Raw genomic sequence first — 15153 nt, 5'->3', positions numbered from 1 at the left:
CCTTTAAACCTCTCTTAGTCCTAATCCCAAGACAACTCCTAATCCCGGTCTTTGCACTGGCGAAATTTCTTCTGTCACCTCCAAAGAGAGAGCAGCAACTGGGTCTACTTGCGTAGTTGGCAAGCTTAACCGTTGCGTGAAAAATTCATCCAGTTGTCCAATTCCTCCTCCAGGCCCTGCTAGTAGCAGCTGCGCCACTTCCAAATTTTCGCTCTGATTTAGATAAAAATCGATAGAGCGACGTAGTTCGTCGGCTAGCTCTCCTAAAACTCTCACCAAAGCAGCCATACCGGGATTGATGCCTGTTGCACCCGATCTGACGTTATCGACTGGTGTGTTGGGAATTGTCATCGCTTGCAGCGTTTCGGTGCTTCTCGATGTCGGTAAATTCATCGCCCGGTTAAGAGCACTCTGAAGTTGGAACGTTCCAATAGGAACTGTGCGCGAGAATTGCGGCACTCCATCCACGATAATCGCAATTTCGGTGCTATCGAACTCTATATCCACCAATACAGCTGCTTCTTGAGGCCCAAATTGTCGCAATTGCTCTCGAATCGTCCGAATTAAGGCAAAGCTACTAATCTCCAACACATCGATTGTTAACCCAGCTTCCTGGAAAGTCTCAATATAGCTGTTTGTAATTTCCTTGGGAGTGGCAACTAGCAGAACCTGTACCTTTTCAATTCCATCTTCATCGGTGAAAAAGCCCAGCTTCTGATAGTCCACATCGGCTTCTTCCCGTGGGAATGGCAGATATAGACCTGCTTCGTGATCCAGCACCATTTCCCGCAACTCTCTATCATCGAGTTCGGCTGGTACTGGGATAACGCGCACTACTGCTTCTCGCCCAGAAACGGCTGTGGCAACGTTCTGGACTTTTATTTTACTTTCTGCCAGTGCCATCTTAATTAGTTCAGCTAGAGCCGGGGCATCTGCAATCTTGCCTTCTTGGAAGATTCCTTCGGGAACCTCTGTAGAGGAGAGCGCTGCCAATTTGAATCCTTGACCCTGCTTGCGTAGCTGAGCAATATTAATCCGTTCCGGGGCGATTTCTATACCAATTCCTTTGGTACGTTTGGCTATTAATCCTTTAAAGCGGGTAAACATATTTTTTTGTTGGCTTTTCTTCGCAGCCCTGCGATCGCGTAGTAGGTGAGGGGATTGGGTTTAGGGAAATACAGACAGATTTATGGTACCCAATCTAGCTCATAAACACATCGGTAGAGACAAAACTACACCCCGAAAGATTCCATACATTAGATATACCTCATCGGGTAGTATAGATTACTTCTATTGCCAAAATGGGATTGCGATTTACATGAGCCGGATAAATACCTGGAGACGTTTGAGCATATGCGCCCTGTTGGGATTGATGCTCAGCTGGGTGATTAGTTGTAGCCCTAGTCCATCCTCCTCAGGAAACCCAGAAATTGAATTTTGGACGATGCAGCTACAACCACAGTTTACTGAGTATTTTCAAAAGCTGATTGCTAGCTTTGAAACTGAAAATAAAAATGTCAAGGTGCTATGGGTAGATGTTCCCTGGAGTGCGATGGAGAGCAAAATCTTGACAGCGGTTTCGGCAAAAACGGCACCGGATGTGGTGAATCTGAATCCTGACTTCGCCTCCCAGCTGGCATCGCGCAATGCTTGGTTAGATTTGGATGCTAAAGTTTCTCAACAGGTACGCTCGGCATACTTACCTAATATATGGAAGGCAAGCACTCTCAATGACAAAAGTTTTGGCATTCCTTGGTATCTGACGACGCGGGTAACAATTTACAATACCGATTTGTTTAAAAAAGCTGGTATCAGTAAGCCACCAGTAACTTATACCGAATTGGCACAGGTTGCTGAAGCAATTAAGGAAAAAACTGGTAAGTATGCGTTTTTTGTGACGCTGGTTCCGGAAGATTCGGGGGAGGTGCTGGAGTCGTTGGTGCAGATGGGCGTTCAACTGGTGGATGCTGAAGGTAAGGCGGCTTTTAACACGCCCGCAGGTAAGGCGGCGTTTCAGTATTGGGTAGACCTTTATAAGAAGGGATACTTGCCGCAAGAGGTATTGACACAAGGTCATAGACGTGCGGTAGAACTATACCAGGCTGGGGAGACGGCGCTGCTGGGGACGGGGGCGGAGTTTATGAATACGATTGAGAAGAATGCACCCGTAGTCGCGCAAGTGTCGGCTGCTGCACCGCAGATTACTGGCGAGACGGGTAAGAAAAATGTGGCGGTGATGAATTTGGTAGTTCCCCGCGATACTAATCAGCCGGATGATGCTTTGAAGTTTGCTTTGTTTGTGACAAATACAGAAAATCAGCTGGCTTTTGCCAAAGCTGCGAATGTGCTACCTTCTACAGTTGAAGCACTAAAAGAGTATGAACGCCAATTAGCGGGTGATGCCAAAACATCGCCATTGGCACAAGCTCGCGCTATCAGTGCTAAAGATTTGCAAGACGCAGAGGTGCTGGTTCCGGCGATGAAGGATCTTAACAAGTTGCAGAAGGCAATTTATGAAAATTTGCAGGCGGCGATGTTGGGGCAAAAGACGGTAGATCAAGCCGTGAGTGATGCGGCTTTAGCGTGGAATCAGAGGTAGTTTTTTAATGCAAAGTAACGCAGAGAACCTTTACGTTACTTTGCATGTTTCAAGAAATGACCTATTAGATATAAAGAACCGCACAAGACTATTAAATCATCTGGGGTGGCGATCGCTATGGCTGCTTCCAAGCCAGCGGTGAGTTCGGGATAGATGCGACAATGGGCTAATTGCGGGCAGATGTTTTGTCCAAGGGTGGCTAAAGATTCAGTTTCGGCTGAACTATGATCTGGTACGGGGACTAAGTAAAGCTTTTCGCCTTCTCTAAGTAAAGCTTTAAAAATATCTGCATGGTCTTTAGTTGAAAGCATCCCCATCACCCAATGTATGTGGGACTTTTCCAGTGTATCGACATACTGACGCAGAGCGATCGCAGCTGCTGGATTATGTGCGCCATCTATTAGTAATTGACGATTTTTCCAAGTTGTCCACTGGAGTCTTCCCAACCATTTAGTTTTTCCCATCCCCGTTGCGATCGCTTGTTCGGTAATTTTCCAACCTTGTGAAGAGAGAATTTGAAAAGATGCGATCGCTAACGCGGAATTCAACAGTTGAAAATCTCCCAACAACGGCAAAGGATACTCGATAGATTTTGGATTTTCGACACCTTCCTTATCAAGGTGGGGATCGGATTTTGGCTTGAATTCCAAATTTTCAATACCCCTATATTCCACCCATCTTTCTTTACTCTGCGTTCTCTGCGCCTCAGCGGTTCCTAACTCCACCGCCGCTTGGGGGAAAACAGCAGGACAACCTAATTCCACAATCCGCTGTTTTACGACTGCGATCGCTTCCTCTGGCAATTGCCCAATTACCGCCGGACATCCTGGTTTGAGGATACCAGCTTTTTCTCTAGCGATGTCGGCTAGGGTAGGGCCTAGTACCTGCCAGTGTTCCCGACTGATGGAAGTTATGATGGTAACGAGAGGATTGGAGCATACATTCGTTGCATCCAAACGTCCTCCCAATCCGACTTCCACCACCGCGACATCTACTTCCTGCTGGTAAAAATACAACCACGCAGCAGCGGTGATGACTTCAAACTGAGTTGGTGACTCTTCACCTGGTTGGATAGCTGCTTGGACTTGTAGCAGCAATTCTCGCAGCGTTTCTAGGGAAATTGGCTGTTCGTTGAGACAAATACGCTCATTCCAATCAATTAAATGCGGGGAAGTGTAGCGTCCGACACGATAACCCGCCTCTGTTATAACTGCGGAGAGATAGGCACAAACTGAGCCTTTACCATTTGTTCCAGCCACATGAATAACTGGGACAGAGTGGTGCGGGTTGCCCAAATCGGTTAATAGTTTTTCAATGCGTTCTAGTCCGAGATGAACACCAAAACGTTGAAACGGTTGAAGAATTGAGTCGATATCCATGAGCAATTAATACTAATTTTTTTTTTAATTTTATTTCTTGTGTAATTTCTTGTGTAAATCAGCACAAGCATTCTCTAGCGCATTTACAGGCGATTTGCTAGATATGTGCGGTTATTATACGTTAGGTGGTTTGACCTGAGACGGTATTTTTTTCAGCAACTAAGAATTATTAAGATGGCAGAAACTAAAGGCTTACGGGGTACGGAAGACCAAGGAAAAACTCGCCTGCTTTTGGCGCTGTGGGATATGGGCGGAGCGAAGGCGGAAGTTAAGAAAGGTGAATTAACCCAACGAATTCAAAGAACAAATGAGAAAGCTGCGGACTATCAGGGCATTTTTCAAGAATTAGAAAAAGCCGGAGCGATCGCTATCTCCAAGAATAAGATATCCCTGTCTTCTGAAGGTGTCCAGTTGCTAGGCGAGAAACTCAACAGTGTTAATTTCGAGTTTGACTCTCAAATAGGGGCAAAAACTGCCAATGCTTTGTTGAAGTGGCTCCGAGAGATGGGAACACGATCAAATGGTGCGACTGCTCCTGGTGTGCAAAGTAAGGCACAAGGGAAAGCGATCGCATCTTACGACGAGTTTAAGCCGGTAGCGTTGGATGTTTACGACCAGCTTAACCGGGATTATAACCTGGACAATTTGGTGCCGATTTACCGGATTCGCCGTCAGATTGGGGAACGGGTAACGCGATCTCATTTCAATGAGTGGTTGCTGGAAATGCAGGCTAACGACATTTTTCAATTGATGGGCGGAGAGATGCCAGACATTACCCCTGACAAAGCCGAGGACTCAATCACTACTGAACTAAGCGGATTGCGCTACTATGCCAAGCGCTTGAATTCCTAAATTTGAAATCCACCATTTTTTAGTTTTCTACCTCACACAAATCGCCATGACTTCCTCTTCTGTTTCTCCAATTGAATACCTCAACGCTGCTATCGAAAGTTACAATCCGTTTAATAGACCTGCTGCTGTCAAACAACAAGATGTTTGGGGTAAAGGATTCCCTGATATTGAAACTCTGAATGCCCACGCTTCTGACGCTGTTTTTCAGGCGATAAAGCAGGTTAGTTCTAGTCCATCTAAAGTGACCTCTATTGCCATAACAGCTGATCTGGGAGTTGGCAAAACTCACCTCATTAGTCGCATCCGCCACCGTTTGAAAGATAAGGGGGGTGCTTTCTTTGTTTATGCCAGCGCCAGCAAGTTTGGGGAGTTAAACCGGATTCAATACCAATTCCTACAGACTTTGGGAGCTAGTCTCAGCGAGGTGGGTAGCGAAGGGGTAAAGCAGTGGCAAGAACTAGCTGCTGCTATGTTAAACCAAATTGCGGAACAGCCTCTGCCACTCAAAGAAGTTATTGAAAACTTTCCCTCCGTATTAGAAGAGTATGGCATGGATCATCTGACCCAAGAGGTTTGCCAAAATAAACCTCATATTAGCGATCCTGATGTTGTCCGAGCTATCCTATGGACACTATCAAAAGTTTATGCTCCTTACGCAATTAAATGGTTGTCTGGCAATGATATATCTGAAGCCAAAGCTGCTGAACTGGAGTTGCCAAATGTTGATAAAGAAGATCGAGAAGCCAATGCTTTTGATACCGTCCTGCAAATCTTAAGCTTGATCAGCGATTATAAGGCGCTGATCGTTTGTTTTGACGAACTAGAGGGAGTTAACTTCAACGAGGGTGGTTATACAAAAGCACAGGTTGTTGCTGAATTAGTTAAAAATCTATTTGACAGCCTAAATCTAGACAGTGACAGCCGAGGGGTTGTGCTTTTAACAGTTATGATCCCTGACACATGGCAACTTAAAATTAAAATACTTCCTGGTGGTATGCCTTATCGGGTTTCAGCAGCAACAAGAGAGCCGATTGAGTTGAAACACATGGATGGTGACTCTATTGTTGAGCTAGTCACCCTATGGCTGAGAGAGTTTTACGAATCAAGAAATTTAGTTCCACATAACCCTGTTTATCCGTTTAAGGAAAACAAACTAAGAGAACTGGCTAGAGAAAAGCCGACTGTGCGGAAAGTTTTGCAATGGTGTGCTGGGCATTTTGAGGTTACTGGCACATCTACAATTATAAATAGTGATGACTCGAAAAACCAGCAACCTCATCCTGTTGAAGCTGCTTTTAATAAGGAGCTTGCATATATTGAAGGCTCTATACAAACCTTGCTAGAGAATAAGGCGAAACTTGCTAACGCCCTTCGCCTGGGCTTTTCTACTTTGGTTGGACAAACCATAGAGAAAGTTAAAATCGCTGCCATCGAAGAAGTTAAAGCCAAGGCTTCAGACAAGGGTTACATTGACTTCAAAATCATAGGGAAGGAAAACAATAAAACTGTCAAAATTGGGGTGGCGGTTCTTCAGCAATCTAACGCTAGGAGCGTGCTAGCTGGATTAAATCGGCTAATTGAATATAACAAGTTTGACCTGACTCGTGGTTGCTTAGTTCGTTCTAAAGAAATTAGCGACAAAACTCAAGCTCAACAGTGTTTAAGTAAACTACTGTCTCCCAATCTAGGTGGAGAATGGGTGCTATTGAAAGTAGAAGCAATCAAGCCTCTTCTAGCTATTTTGTTTGTATACGAGGCTCGTGAAGATTACGAAGTGAGTGAGGAGCAAATATTTGATTTTATTGCTCAGAATAACTTAGCAGGTGAAAATTATCTCATACAGGAGATTATGAGCGATCCTTCTGGTCAGATTCCTGTAGGTTTAGTTGATGAAGATAGTGCTGCATAAACCCACACAATATCGCTGCGGAGAAATCTATGAGTACCATGCGGACAAAACTACCGACTGATACTTGGGTTGTAGCTACATGGGATGAATTTATCCAAACCGTTGAAGACCCAGCTTATCAAAAAGCTAAAGGCTACTACTACAATGGACGAATGAGGATTGAAACTATGTCAGTAGGCCCTGATCATGCAAAAGATAATGGGATTATTGCTATTGCTGTCACCTTATTCGCCGCTCTCAAAAACATCCCACTCAATTGCTTGGATAACTGTAGCTACCGGAAAACAGGTGTTCGAGAGTGCCAACCTGATGTATCTTATTACATCGGAGAAAAAGCGCCAATGGTACCAATAGGAACAGCGATCGCTAATCTTGACATTACTCCACCGCCAGATATAGCTATTGAAATTTCTGACAGTACCCTAGCTGATGACAAAGGCGAAAAACGCTTACTTTATGAAGATATAAAAGTATCTGAATATTGGATAGTGGATGTGCAGCAAGCCGAAATAATTGCCTTTGAAATAATTTCTAGTGGTGGTAGTAGAAGAATTACTCAATCTCAAATATTACCAGGTTTAGAGATGGCAGTATTAGAAGAGACTTTGCGGCGCAGTCGTCAAATGGCGCACTCTCAAGTTGTGGCTTGGTTATTAACTCAATTTCAACCATAAGATGAAGTATGTCGCCAGTAAGTTCTGTCAACCTTGATACTGCCTTAAGACTACCAGCGCCAGACATTGAAGCGTTAATTCAAGGGCGAATGATTGCTTTCATGCCGCGAACATTTCTCTCTCCTGGGTTTGTAGTTGCCCTTTATCCTGCTGATATTTCCACTGACCCTCTGCCTATTGAACAACACTACCGCTCAGGCTTTTTGCCCATTGCCAAAAGTGCGATTGCTCAATTGCATCATGAAACGGTCACTATTAAAGCTTGGGCTAGGTGCGAACTGTGTCTACCTCTGAAAAAGCCTGAGTCCTTAGAAGCTTTGTCACGATTAACCATCTGGACAACCGAAGCGTTACAGCAAATTCTCTCGCAACGACATTGTAATTTTCTGGCACATTTGCGCGTTTATTTGCTACCTCAGCCATTTGAAATGCCTCACAATACTCAGGATCAATTTGTGGGTTTACCTCATTCCTTAAGCGTTACAGATGCAACACCTGTATTGAGCGATCACATTTTCGCCCAACGTAGCAATCAGTTAGAAAATCGGCTACCGCCACTGCATCCAGAATTGGAAGAATTACAGAGTGCGATCGCCTCTTTAACTATCACTAACCAAGCAGCAGAAGAACTAGAGCAACATATCAAAGTTTTTCTGGGTTGGAGTAGTGATAATCTCATAAAGCAACTTAATAAAAAATTAGATTGGATAACGTCAATTGCAGCTTTGGGTAATCGTAGTAAAGAACTAGACGAAGGAAAAAGTAACTATCAAGCTGGAACAGACTTTGAAAACATTGTGCGTCGTAGTCTTGAGTTTCTTGGTTTTACAGTTGATGAAGCTTACAAAGGAGGTGCGGGTGGCTTAGATTTATTCTGCTCAAAGCCTTATCCTTTAGTTGGTGAATGCAAAGCAGGTAGGAGCATTGGAAATATTGCTGTTAAAGAATTAGTTCAGCTAGGGGGGACACATTTAGGAACAGATGAGTTTATAGGAACTGCAAAATTAATCATTGGTCCCGGAGAGCCTACAGTTCCCTTATTAAAAGCAGCCGATGAATGGAAAGTAAGCATTATCAATCCTATGACTTTACAAAAGTTGGTTGAAATTCAAGCGAAATATCCAGGTTCAGTTAATTTGCTCGAGTTGAAGCCATATCTTGAAGCAGGTCAGATTGACTACAAGATTGATGAATACATTCAGAAAGTTCTAAAAGATATTAATCTGCGATCGCAGATTGTTAAAACTGTTAAAGAGCTTTCTGAGCCAGGTAGCGATTATCCGACAGCTATAGAAATTCGCACTCACTACAACGCAAGGTTTGCCGAGAATCAAAGCTCTAAACTGAGCGATGACTCAGTTCATGATTTGCTGATTGAGCTTTCCTCGCCTTTAACGGGATACTTGGGGCGAAAAAAGGGAACTGATTGGAGAAGCGATCGCTTCTACTTTCTGCGCGACTTGTCAATGGATACCTGAGATATAGAAAGCGATCGCTTGTATTTCCGGCGCGACTTGTTAGCTTAGGAATACTTCGGCTTTGGAGAACGCGATCGCATTCTTTTAAATATAATCATCAACTAGCGATATCTTTCTTGCATTGCCAATCAGATGCAAGTTGTAACGGTAAAAATTTTTGTGCTGCTTGTGGTGTGAAAAACCAAATTTAGTGCATCAAAATAATTAGCCTTTCTTAGAAAGTTAGCCGCTTCTCTTGACATCTGAAACGCCACAAATCACCAGATGAATCTCACCAAGTTTATCCTCCCCCTGTCATAGTGGGCTTCAGTGTGCTATCTGCCAAAAGATATAAATGTTGCTTAAAGTATCTTAATCGTTGACGATTTGCTGGCGAACTGTAAAAATAGATACAGAAATAAAAATATTTAGTTCTTCCCAGATGGGGATTCGCAGCCATCAACAGTGCTGGAGAATAGAAGTAGAGAGCGATGTCGTACTCGCAACCACCTCATTTAGTAAGAAATACTTAGGAAACTTCATTGGAGGCAAATTTTATGAAATTTTCTTATCGCGGTAGCAGTTATGAAAACACCTCACCCACGCTGGAAGTGACTGAAGGCGAAATTTTGGCTAAGTATCGGGGTCAAAATTATAAAGTTCAATATCCCAGACACGTTCAGGTTCCTGATGTGATGGTTAATTTAAAGTATCGTGGCGTTCCCTACATTGTCGGCAAAACCGGAACAACCGATACTCTACAGCGGCAACATCTTGAACAATTGGTAAATTTACCGGAGTGCAAATTGTCAGTGGATAAAAACCGTCAAAAAATGATGGATGAAGCCGCTAGAATGCACTTGGAGAGTATCCGGCGCAGTCTGGAACACCGCATCCAGGTAGCCAAAGCTAACGGGGATGAAAACCTGATCCGCCTTCTGGAGGCAGAGTCGAAGCAATTGAGCGCGTGCTAATTAGGTGAAACTGATTAAAATATCTCTGACAGGCAAGATGCCTGTCAGAGATATTTTATTTAGTAGTCTGCAATTAAAGTGCGATCGCGTTCTGACATAAAAATATCGCACTCATCCCCCTAAAGGTGTAGAATTTAATCTAAGCACGAAATCTTCAAATCTGAAGACGACGGATTCCTGGTTTATAGAAGTAAGCGGGCGATAGAGAGCGATCGCCTTTTTTTTTGTGCAATGTTGCCGCCGAACAACCAAGTTGCAGCAATCCGTACAAATTCTATTTCAATTTTTCACAATAATTAATAATGTTGATCTGCGTCTCAAGCAGTAGCAGCGACACTTTCTGTTCACTGGTGGCTGTGAAGCGCAGGTATCGAAATTGTATTCTCCAGGCGGAGAACCCAAAAGCGATTCGCCCCTAAATTTTGCTCTTAATTGTTTGTGGAGACTAGAAAATGCTTGAATTTTATCGTCAACACGTTGCTGAACGTGCGGCTTTGGGAATTCCCCCTTTACCCCTGGATGCCGAACAAACATCGCAACTGTGCGAAATGTTGAAAAATCCGCCAGCTGGTGAAGAAGAGACGTTGTTGGAATTGTTGCGCGATCGCGTTCCCCCTGGAGTCGATCCCGCAGCTTACGTAAAAGCAGGATTTCTCACCGCCGTTGCCAAAGGCGAAACTAAAAGCCCCCTAATTTCCCCCATCTACGCCATCGAGTTGCTGGGGACAATGGTAGGCGGCTACAACGTGCAATCGTTAATAGATTTACTAAAATCAGACGATGAATTGGCATCAGCAGCCGCAACTGCTTTAAGCAAAATTATGCTGGTGTATGATGCCTTCCACGACGTAGAGGAATTATCCGAAACTAATGCCTACGCCAAACAAGTAATCGAGTCTTGGGCGGCGGCTGAGTGGTTCACCTCTCGCCCCCCTTTGCCGGAAGCCATTACCGTCACCGTCTTTAAAGTGCCGGGAGAAACGAATACCGACGATTTATCCCCCGCAACCCACGCCACAACTCGCCCGGATATTCCCTTACACGCCTTGGCAATGCTTGAATCCAAGCAACCGGGAAGTTTGGAAACCATTGTCGAGTTAAAGAAAAAAGGCCATCCCGTCGCTTATGTGGGGGATGTAGTGGGGACTGGTTCTTCCCGGAAATCTGCGATCAACTCAGTGCTGTGGCACATTGGCAATGATATACCTTTCGTGCCGAACAAACGGGCAGGGGGATATATATTAGGGAGTGCGATCGCGCCGATTTTCTTCAACACCGCTGAAGATGCAGGTGCATTACCCATCCAGTGCGATGTCAGCAAGATGGAAACCGGGATGGTAATTACCATTCATCCCTACAAAGGTGAAATTACCAACGAAGCTGGCGAAGTAATATCCACCTTCAGCCTCAAACCCGACACCATCACCGACGAAGTACGCGCCGGAGGACGCATTCCCCTACTTATCGGACGCACCCTCACCGATAAAATCCGAGTTGCTCTGGATTTAGAACCAAGCCCCATCTTCATCCGTCCTCGCCCACCCATCGACACGGGCAAAGGATACACCTTGGCACAAAAAATGGTCGGCAAAGCCTGCGGACTCGCTGGGGTGCGCCCTGGAACTTCCTGCGAACCAATCATGACCACTGTTGGTTCTCAAGATACCACAGGCCCCATGACCCGCGACGAACTCAAAGAACTCGCCTGTCTGGGTTTCAGCGCAGACTTGGTAATGCAGAGTTTCTGCCACACCGCTGCCTATCCAAAGCCAGTGGATGTGAAAACCCACAAGGAACTGCCTGACTTCATCGCCCAGCGTGGCGGTGTCGCCTTGCGTCCCGGCGATGGTATCATCCATTCTTGGCTAAACCGGATGCTGCTACCAGACACAGTGGGAACTGGCGGCGACTCCCACACCCGCTTTCCCTTGGGTATTTCCTTCCCAGCCGGTTCCGGGTTAGTTGCGTTTGCCGCAGCTTTGGGCGTAATGCCGTTGGATATGCCGGAATCTGTTTTAGTCCGCTTCAAAGGCGAATTGCAACCAGGTATCACGCTGCGGGATATCGTCAATGCCATCCCATATATTGCCATCCAAAAAGGTCTTTTGACTGTCGAGAAACAGAATAAGAAAAACATCTTTTCTGGGCGAATTATGGAAATTGAAGGTTTGCCAGACTTGAAAGTTGAGCAAGCTTTTGAATTTACCGATGCCAGCGCTGAACGTTCTTGTGCAGGTAGCACAATTAAACTCAGTATCGAGACAATTTCCGAATATCTGCGTTCCAACGTAGCGTTGTTGAAAAACATGGTAGCGCGAGGCTACGCCGATGCGCGTACCATCATGCGCCGCGTCGCCAAGATGGAAGAATGGCTAGCAAATCCCGTGTTAATGGAAGCAGATCCGGATGCGGAGTATGCAGAAATTATCGAGATTGACTTGAACGAAATCAAGGAACCAATCGTCGCCGCGCCGAACGATCCTGATAACGTCAAGTTACTTTCTGAAGTTGCTAACGATCCAGTGCAAGAAGTATTCGTCGGTTCTTGTATGACGAATATCGGACACTATCGCGCTACCGCGAAAGTATTGGAAGGCGAAACAGCAGTCAAAACCCGCTTGTGGATTTGTCCTCCAACTCGAATGGATGAACACCAACTAAAAGAAGAAGGTGTTTATGGCGTATTTGATGCCGCAGGGGCGCGTACAGAAATGCCGGGATGTAGTCTCTGCATGGGAAATCAAGCCCGTGTGGATGACGGTACAACGGTGTTTTCAACTTCCACTCGCAACTTCAATAATCGCATGGGCAAAGATGCGCGAGTTTATCTCGGTTCCGCTGAATTAGCAGCTGTTTGTGCAATGCTTGGTCGCATCCCCACGGTGCAGGAATATCTGGACATTGTGGCGAAGAAAATTCATCCTTTTGCGGGTGATTTGTATCGCTATCTCAACTTCGATCAAATCGCTAATTTTGAGGATGAAGGTCGCGTGATTTCCTTAGAAGATATGCCCAAGATTGAAGATATTTTGGGTATTCCATCTGGTGCGTTGCGCTAGTCGATAATTAAAGTAGGGTGGGTAATGCCCACCTTACTTTCCCAATGTTGAAGATGAGGCTTAAAGATGTTGTTGGAATTAAAGCGATTTAATATACCGCCTGGTCATAAAGTTTTTCTAGAAGATATAACCTGGCAAGAATTTGAAACCATCTTAGAAGAGTTAGGAGAACATCGTGCGTCAAGAGTAGCCTATGACAATGGAATATTAGAAATCATGACACCCTTGCCAGAGCATGAAACCAGTAAACTGTTTATCAGCAATTTTATTGAAATTCTTCTAGAAGAACTAGATATCGATTTTTATCCTCTTGGTTCTACTACTTTTAAAAACCAGGATATGCTGAAAGGGATAGAACCAGATAATTGTTTTTATATTCAAAATGAAGCAGCAGTAAGAGGAAAAGAAAAATTAGACTTATCCATCGCTCCACCTCCAGATTTAGCCTTAGAGATAGATATAACTTCTCGCACTCATCCAAGTATTTATGAAGCTTTAGGAGTGCCTGAGCTTTGGCGATTTGAAAAAGGGAAGTTACAAATTAATATATTACAAGATAGAAAGTATATTGAGTCAGCTTTTAGCCTGATTTTTCCTAATTTACCGCTTATTAAGGTGATTCCTCAGTATTTGAGTCAGGTAAAGACTGCTGGTAGGAATAAGACAATGAAAGCTTTTAGAACTTGGGTACAAGAACAAATTACAATATCGTAAAATTTCGGGTTTAACTTCTATCAAATCGCTAATTTTGAGGATGAAGGTGGCGTGATTCCGCTGCAAGGAATGCCTCGGATTGAAGATGTTTCGGGTATTCCATCTAGTGCTTTGCGCTAGCCGATAATAGTAGCAAGGCGGGGAATGCCCACCTTGCTTAATATATCTGAATACGATGCAGAACGTGACAAAGTTTTGTCAGCACGAGGATTGCGTTTGTTGCGAATTAAAAATGCAGAAGTAAGGAAAAATATCGATGATGTTTTGCTGGATATTTACACCGCTTGTTGCGATTGTGAAGAAGCCTAACTGCCAACCCCCAACTATACGAGGGAAGGGGGCTTCCGGCTCCCCTCTCCGAAGCGGAGAGGGATTGGGGGAGAGGTCAAACCGCGCGATCGCATCCTCATCTCAAACAGCGTGATCGCTTATTCTTCAGTCAGTATCGGAGCAGGATTACTATCACCCGCTTATATGTTGCGGATTTTTAGACAATTTGGCTTTATTAATCAAGAAATTGATAGGCTTTTAGGAAGTGAGAGGAATTTAGCGATCGCATCCTCATCTCAAACCGCGCGATCGCATTATCACTTCAAACAGCGCGATCGTATCCTTTCCCTAAACAGGACCATCGCATACCAAAACTTTAGATCGCAGCTTTGTCTGGTTGACAGTCAAAAACCACCATAAAGGAAGCGTTGGGTGTCAGCTGACGCATACGCTGCATATTACAGTCTGCATCACACCGACTGCGGAATCGAGCCACGGTCGCCTTCTGTCTATTGGGAAGGAGACGAACAATCGCCCAAGGATTGAGACGCTTTGTGTAGGCGATCGCACGAGTTTCTGATGTGGAATCGATTGAATCAGTATTTTGTGACACGAGCAATTTGTATCCGTAAGGAGTTTAGTCAAGGGCATTAGCAAATCTCTTGGCGGGGATCTACTAATGCCCTACATTTATCATTAAACTCCATTATCATAGCGTTTGTCAATTGTCAATAATTAATATTAAGTTTTAGCTCCAAATTAATTGGAACGTTCAGCCAAGTATGAACTGGAGAGACTTGGACTTTTGCATAATGGTGACGAGGAATACTGCGGCTTACTGAGTTGCTTTATGTATAGAAAATGGGTGGGTAGGTTAGGAACCCAAAAAGCAGTCAGGAAGCGACTTAAAGAAGCGATCGCCTATTTCCGAGAAGCCTATGAGACAGGATCTGATATTTACAGTCCTGCAATTATTATAGAAGAATTATGAGTTTTTGCTCGTATAAGTAAATGTTTAAAATCACTAAATATTATGCTTTATATAAAAATAAGTAATCAATCGTTGTACAAATTACCATTACCCAATTTGAAAAGATGGAAGAAATATTTTAAAATGACGCTTTATTAAAACTAATGGAAGAAATGTAAAGATGAAAAATGACTTTCCCAGGAGAAAGAACTGAACTATTATGAAACGCTTAATTAGGATAAAGACACTTAAATATACAAAGCGATTTAAAAATATATTTTAGCTTTGTCGGTGGA

13 protein-coding genes are annotated in these 15153 nt (G+C 44.1%); 10 read left to right on the top strand and 3 right to left on the bottom strand.

The window, feature by feature from the left end; translation table 11 throughout:
* Positions 1-3: 3 nt before the first annotated feature.
* Positions 4-1107 (bottom strand): type IV pilus assembly protein PilM, encoded by a 1104-nt coding sequence (gene pilM / locus H6F63_RS23610; RefSeq protein WP_190639814.1) that lies wholly within the window; start codon positions 1105-1107, stop codon positions 4-6.
* A 211-nt stretch (positions 1108-1318) separates the two neighbouring features.
* Here pilM and H6F63_RS23605 point away from each other — a divergent pair, with 211 nt between their 5' ends.
* Positions 1319-2599 (top strand): sugar ABC transporter substrate-binding protein, encoded by a 1281-nt coding sequence (locus H6F63_RS23605; RefSeq protein ID WP_190639928.1) that lies wholly within the window; start codon positions 1319-1321, stop codon positions 2597-2599.
* A 35-nt stretch (positions 2600-2634) separates the two neighbouring features.
* Here H6F63_RS23605 and H6F63_RS23600 read toward each other — a convergent pair whose 3' ends face one another.
* A complete protein-coding gene (locus H6F63_RS23600) occupies positions 2635-3978 on the bottom strand; it encodes a folylpolyglutamate synthase/dihydrofolate synthase family protein (protein ID WP_190639813.1) in 1344 nt (447 codons plus the stop codon).
* Positions 3979-4152: 174 nt separating this feature from the next.
* Here H6F63_RS23600 and H6F63_RS23595 point away from each other — a divergent pair, with 174 nt between their 5' ends.
* The 8 genes from H6F63_RS23595 (at position 4153) to H6F63_RS23560 (ending at position 13926) form a co-directional block, all read left to right on the top strand.
* Positions 4153-4830 (top strand): hypothetical protein, encoded by a 678-nt coding sequence (locus H6F63_RS23595; RefSeq protein WP_190639812.1) that lies wholly within the window; start codon positions 4153-4155, stop codon positions 4828-4830.
* Positions 4831-4876: 46 nt separating this feature from the next.
* Entirely contained in the window at positions 4877-6739 is a 1863-nt protein-coding gene (locus H6F63_RS23590) for an ATP-binding protein (RefSeq protein WP_190639811.1), read from the top strand.
* A gap of 29 nt (positions 6740-6768) precedes the next feature.
* Positions 6769-7413 (top strand): Uma2 family endonuclease, encoded by a 645-nt coding sequence (locus H6F63_RS23585; protein WP_190639810.1) that lies wholly within the window; start codon positions 6769-6771, stop codon positions 7411-7413.
* Between the two features lie 8 nt (positions 7414-7421).
* Positions 7422-8891: a DUF1802 family protein gene (locus H6F63_RS23580; protein ID WP_190639809.1), complete on the top strand. Its 1470-nt coding sequence runs from the start codon at positions 7422-7424 to the stop codon at positions 8889-8891.
* A gap of 536 nt (positions 8892-9427) precedes the next feature.
* On the top strand, positions 9428-9844 hold the full coding sequence (locus tag H6F63_RS23575; RefSeq protein WP_190639808.1) for a DUF4278 domain-containing protein: 417 nt from the start codon (positions 9428-9430) through the stop codon (positions 9842-9844).
* A 452-nt stretch (positions 9845-10296) separates the two neighbouring features.
* The gene (gene acnB, locus H6F63_RS23570; RefSeq protein ID WP_190639807.1) at positions 10297-12903 is read left to right on the top strand and encodes a bifunctional aconitate hydratase 2/2-methylisocitrate dehydratase; all 2607 of its coding nucleotides are present in this window, start codon (positions 10297-10299) and stop codon (positions 12901-12903) included.
* A gap of 66 nt (positions 12904-12969) precedes the next feature.
* Positions 12970-13617, top strand: coding sequence for a Uma2 family endonuclease (locus H6F63_RS23565; RefSeq protein ID WP_190639806.1), 648 nt, complete (start codon positions 12970-12972; stop codon positions 13615-13617).
* 144 nt (positions 13618-13761) lie between these two features.
* Entirely contained in the window at positions 13762-13926 is a 165-nt protein-coding gene (locus tag H6F63_RS23560; RefSeq protein WP_190417989.1) for a DUF559 domain-containing protein, read from the top strand.
* A 337-nt stretch (positions 13927-14263) separates the two neighbouring features.
* On the opposite strand, the gene H6F63_RS23555 is transcribed toward H6F63_RS23560, so the two are convergent.
* Positions 14264-14500, bottom strand: coding sequence for a hypothetical protein (locus tag H6F63_RS23555; RefSeq protein WP_190417995.1), 237 nt, complete (start codon positions 14498-14500; stop codon positions 14264-14266).
* 237 nt (positions 14501-14737) lie between these two features.
* Here H6F63_RS23555 and H6F63_RS23550 point away from each other — a divergent pair, with 237 nt between their 5' ends.
* Positions 14738-14878 (top strand): hypothetical protein, encoded by a 141-nt coding sequence (locus H6F63_RS23550; RefSeq protein WP_190639805.1) that lies wholly within the window; start codon positions 14738-14740, stop codon positions 14876-14878.
* The last annotated feature ends 275 nt before the right edge of the window (positions 14879-15153 follow it).

It is taken from the genome of Trichocoleus sp. FACHB-40 (assembly GCF_014695915.1).
GTDB classification, from domain to species: Bacteria; Cyanobacteriota; Cyanobacteriia; order Cyanobacteriales; family FACHB-T130; genus Funiculus; species Funiculus sociatus.
Note: the sequence above shows the minus strand (reverse complement) of the source record. Positions and strands in the feature narration are given on the sequence as shown.

Bases quoted from the DNA above. Each gene is read 5' to 3' on its own strand.
- pilM (WP_190639814.1), bottom strand. From the start codon at position 1,107: ATGTTTACCCGCTTTAAAGGATTAATAGCCAAACGTACCAAAGGAATT.
- H6F63_RS23605 (WP_190639928.1), top strand. From the start codon at position 1,319: ATGAGCCGGATAAATACCTGGAGACGTTTGAGCATATGCGCCCTGTTG.
- H6F63_RS23600 (WP_190639813.1), bottom strand. From the start codon at position 3,978: ATGGATATCGACTCAATTCTTCAACCGTTTCAACGTTTTGGTGTTCAT.
- H6F63_RS23595 (WP_190639812.1), top strand. From the start codon at position 4,153: ATGGCAGAAACTAAAGGCTTACGGGGTACGGAAGACCAAGGAAAAACT.
- H6F63_RS23590 (WP_190639811.1), top strand. From the start codon at position 4,877: ATGACTTCCTCTTCTGTTTCTCCAATTGAATACCTCAACGCTGCTATC.
- H6F63_RS23585 (WP_190639810.1), top strand. From the start codon at position 6,769: ATGAGTACCATGCGGACAAAACTACCGACTGATACTTGGGTTGTAGCT.
- H6F63_RS23580 (WP_190639809.1), top strand. From the start codon at position 7,422: ATGTCGCCAGTAAGTTCTGTCAACCTTGATACTGCCTTAAGACTACCA.
- H6F63_RS23575 (WP_190639808.1), top strand. From the start codon at position 9,428: ATGAAATTTTCTTATCGCGGTAGCAGTTATGAAAACACCTCACCCACG.
- acnB (WP_190639807.1), top strand. From the start codon at position 10,297: ATGCTTGAATTTTATCGTCAACACGTTGCTGAACGTGCGGCTTTGGGA.
- H6F63_RS23565 (WP_190639806.1), top strand. From the start codon at position 12,970: ATGTTGTTGGAATTAAAGCGATTTAATATACCGCCTGGTCATAAAGTT.
- H6F63_RS23560 (WP_190417989.1), top strand. From the start codon at position 13,762: ATGCCCACCTTGCTTAATATATCTGAATACGATGCAGAACGTGACAAA.
- H6F63_RS23550 (WP_190639805.1), top strand. From the start codon at position 14,738: ATGTATAGAAAATGGGTGGGTAGGTTAGGAACCCAAAAAGCAGTCAGG.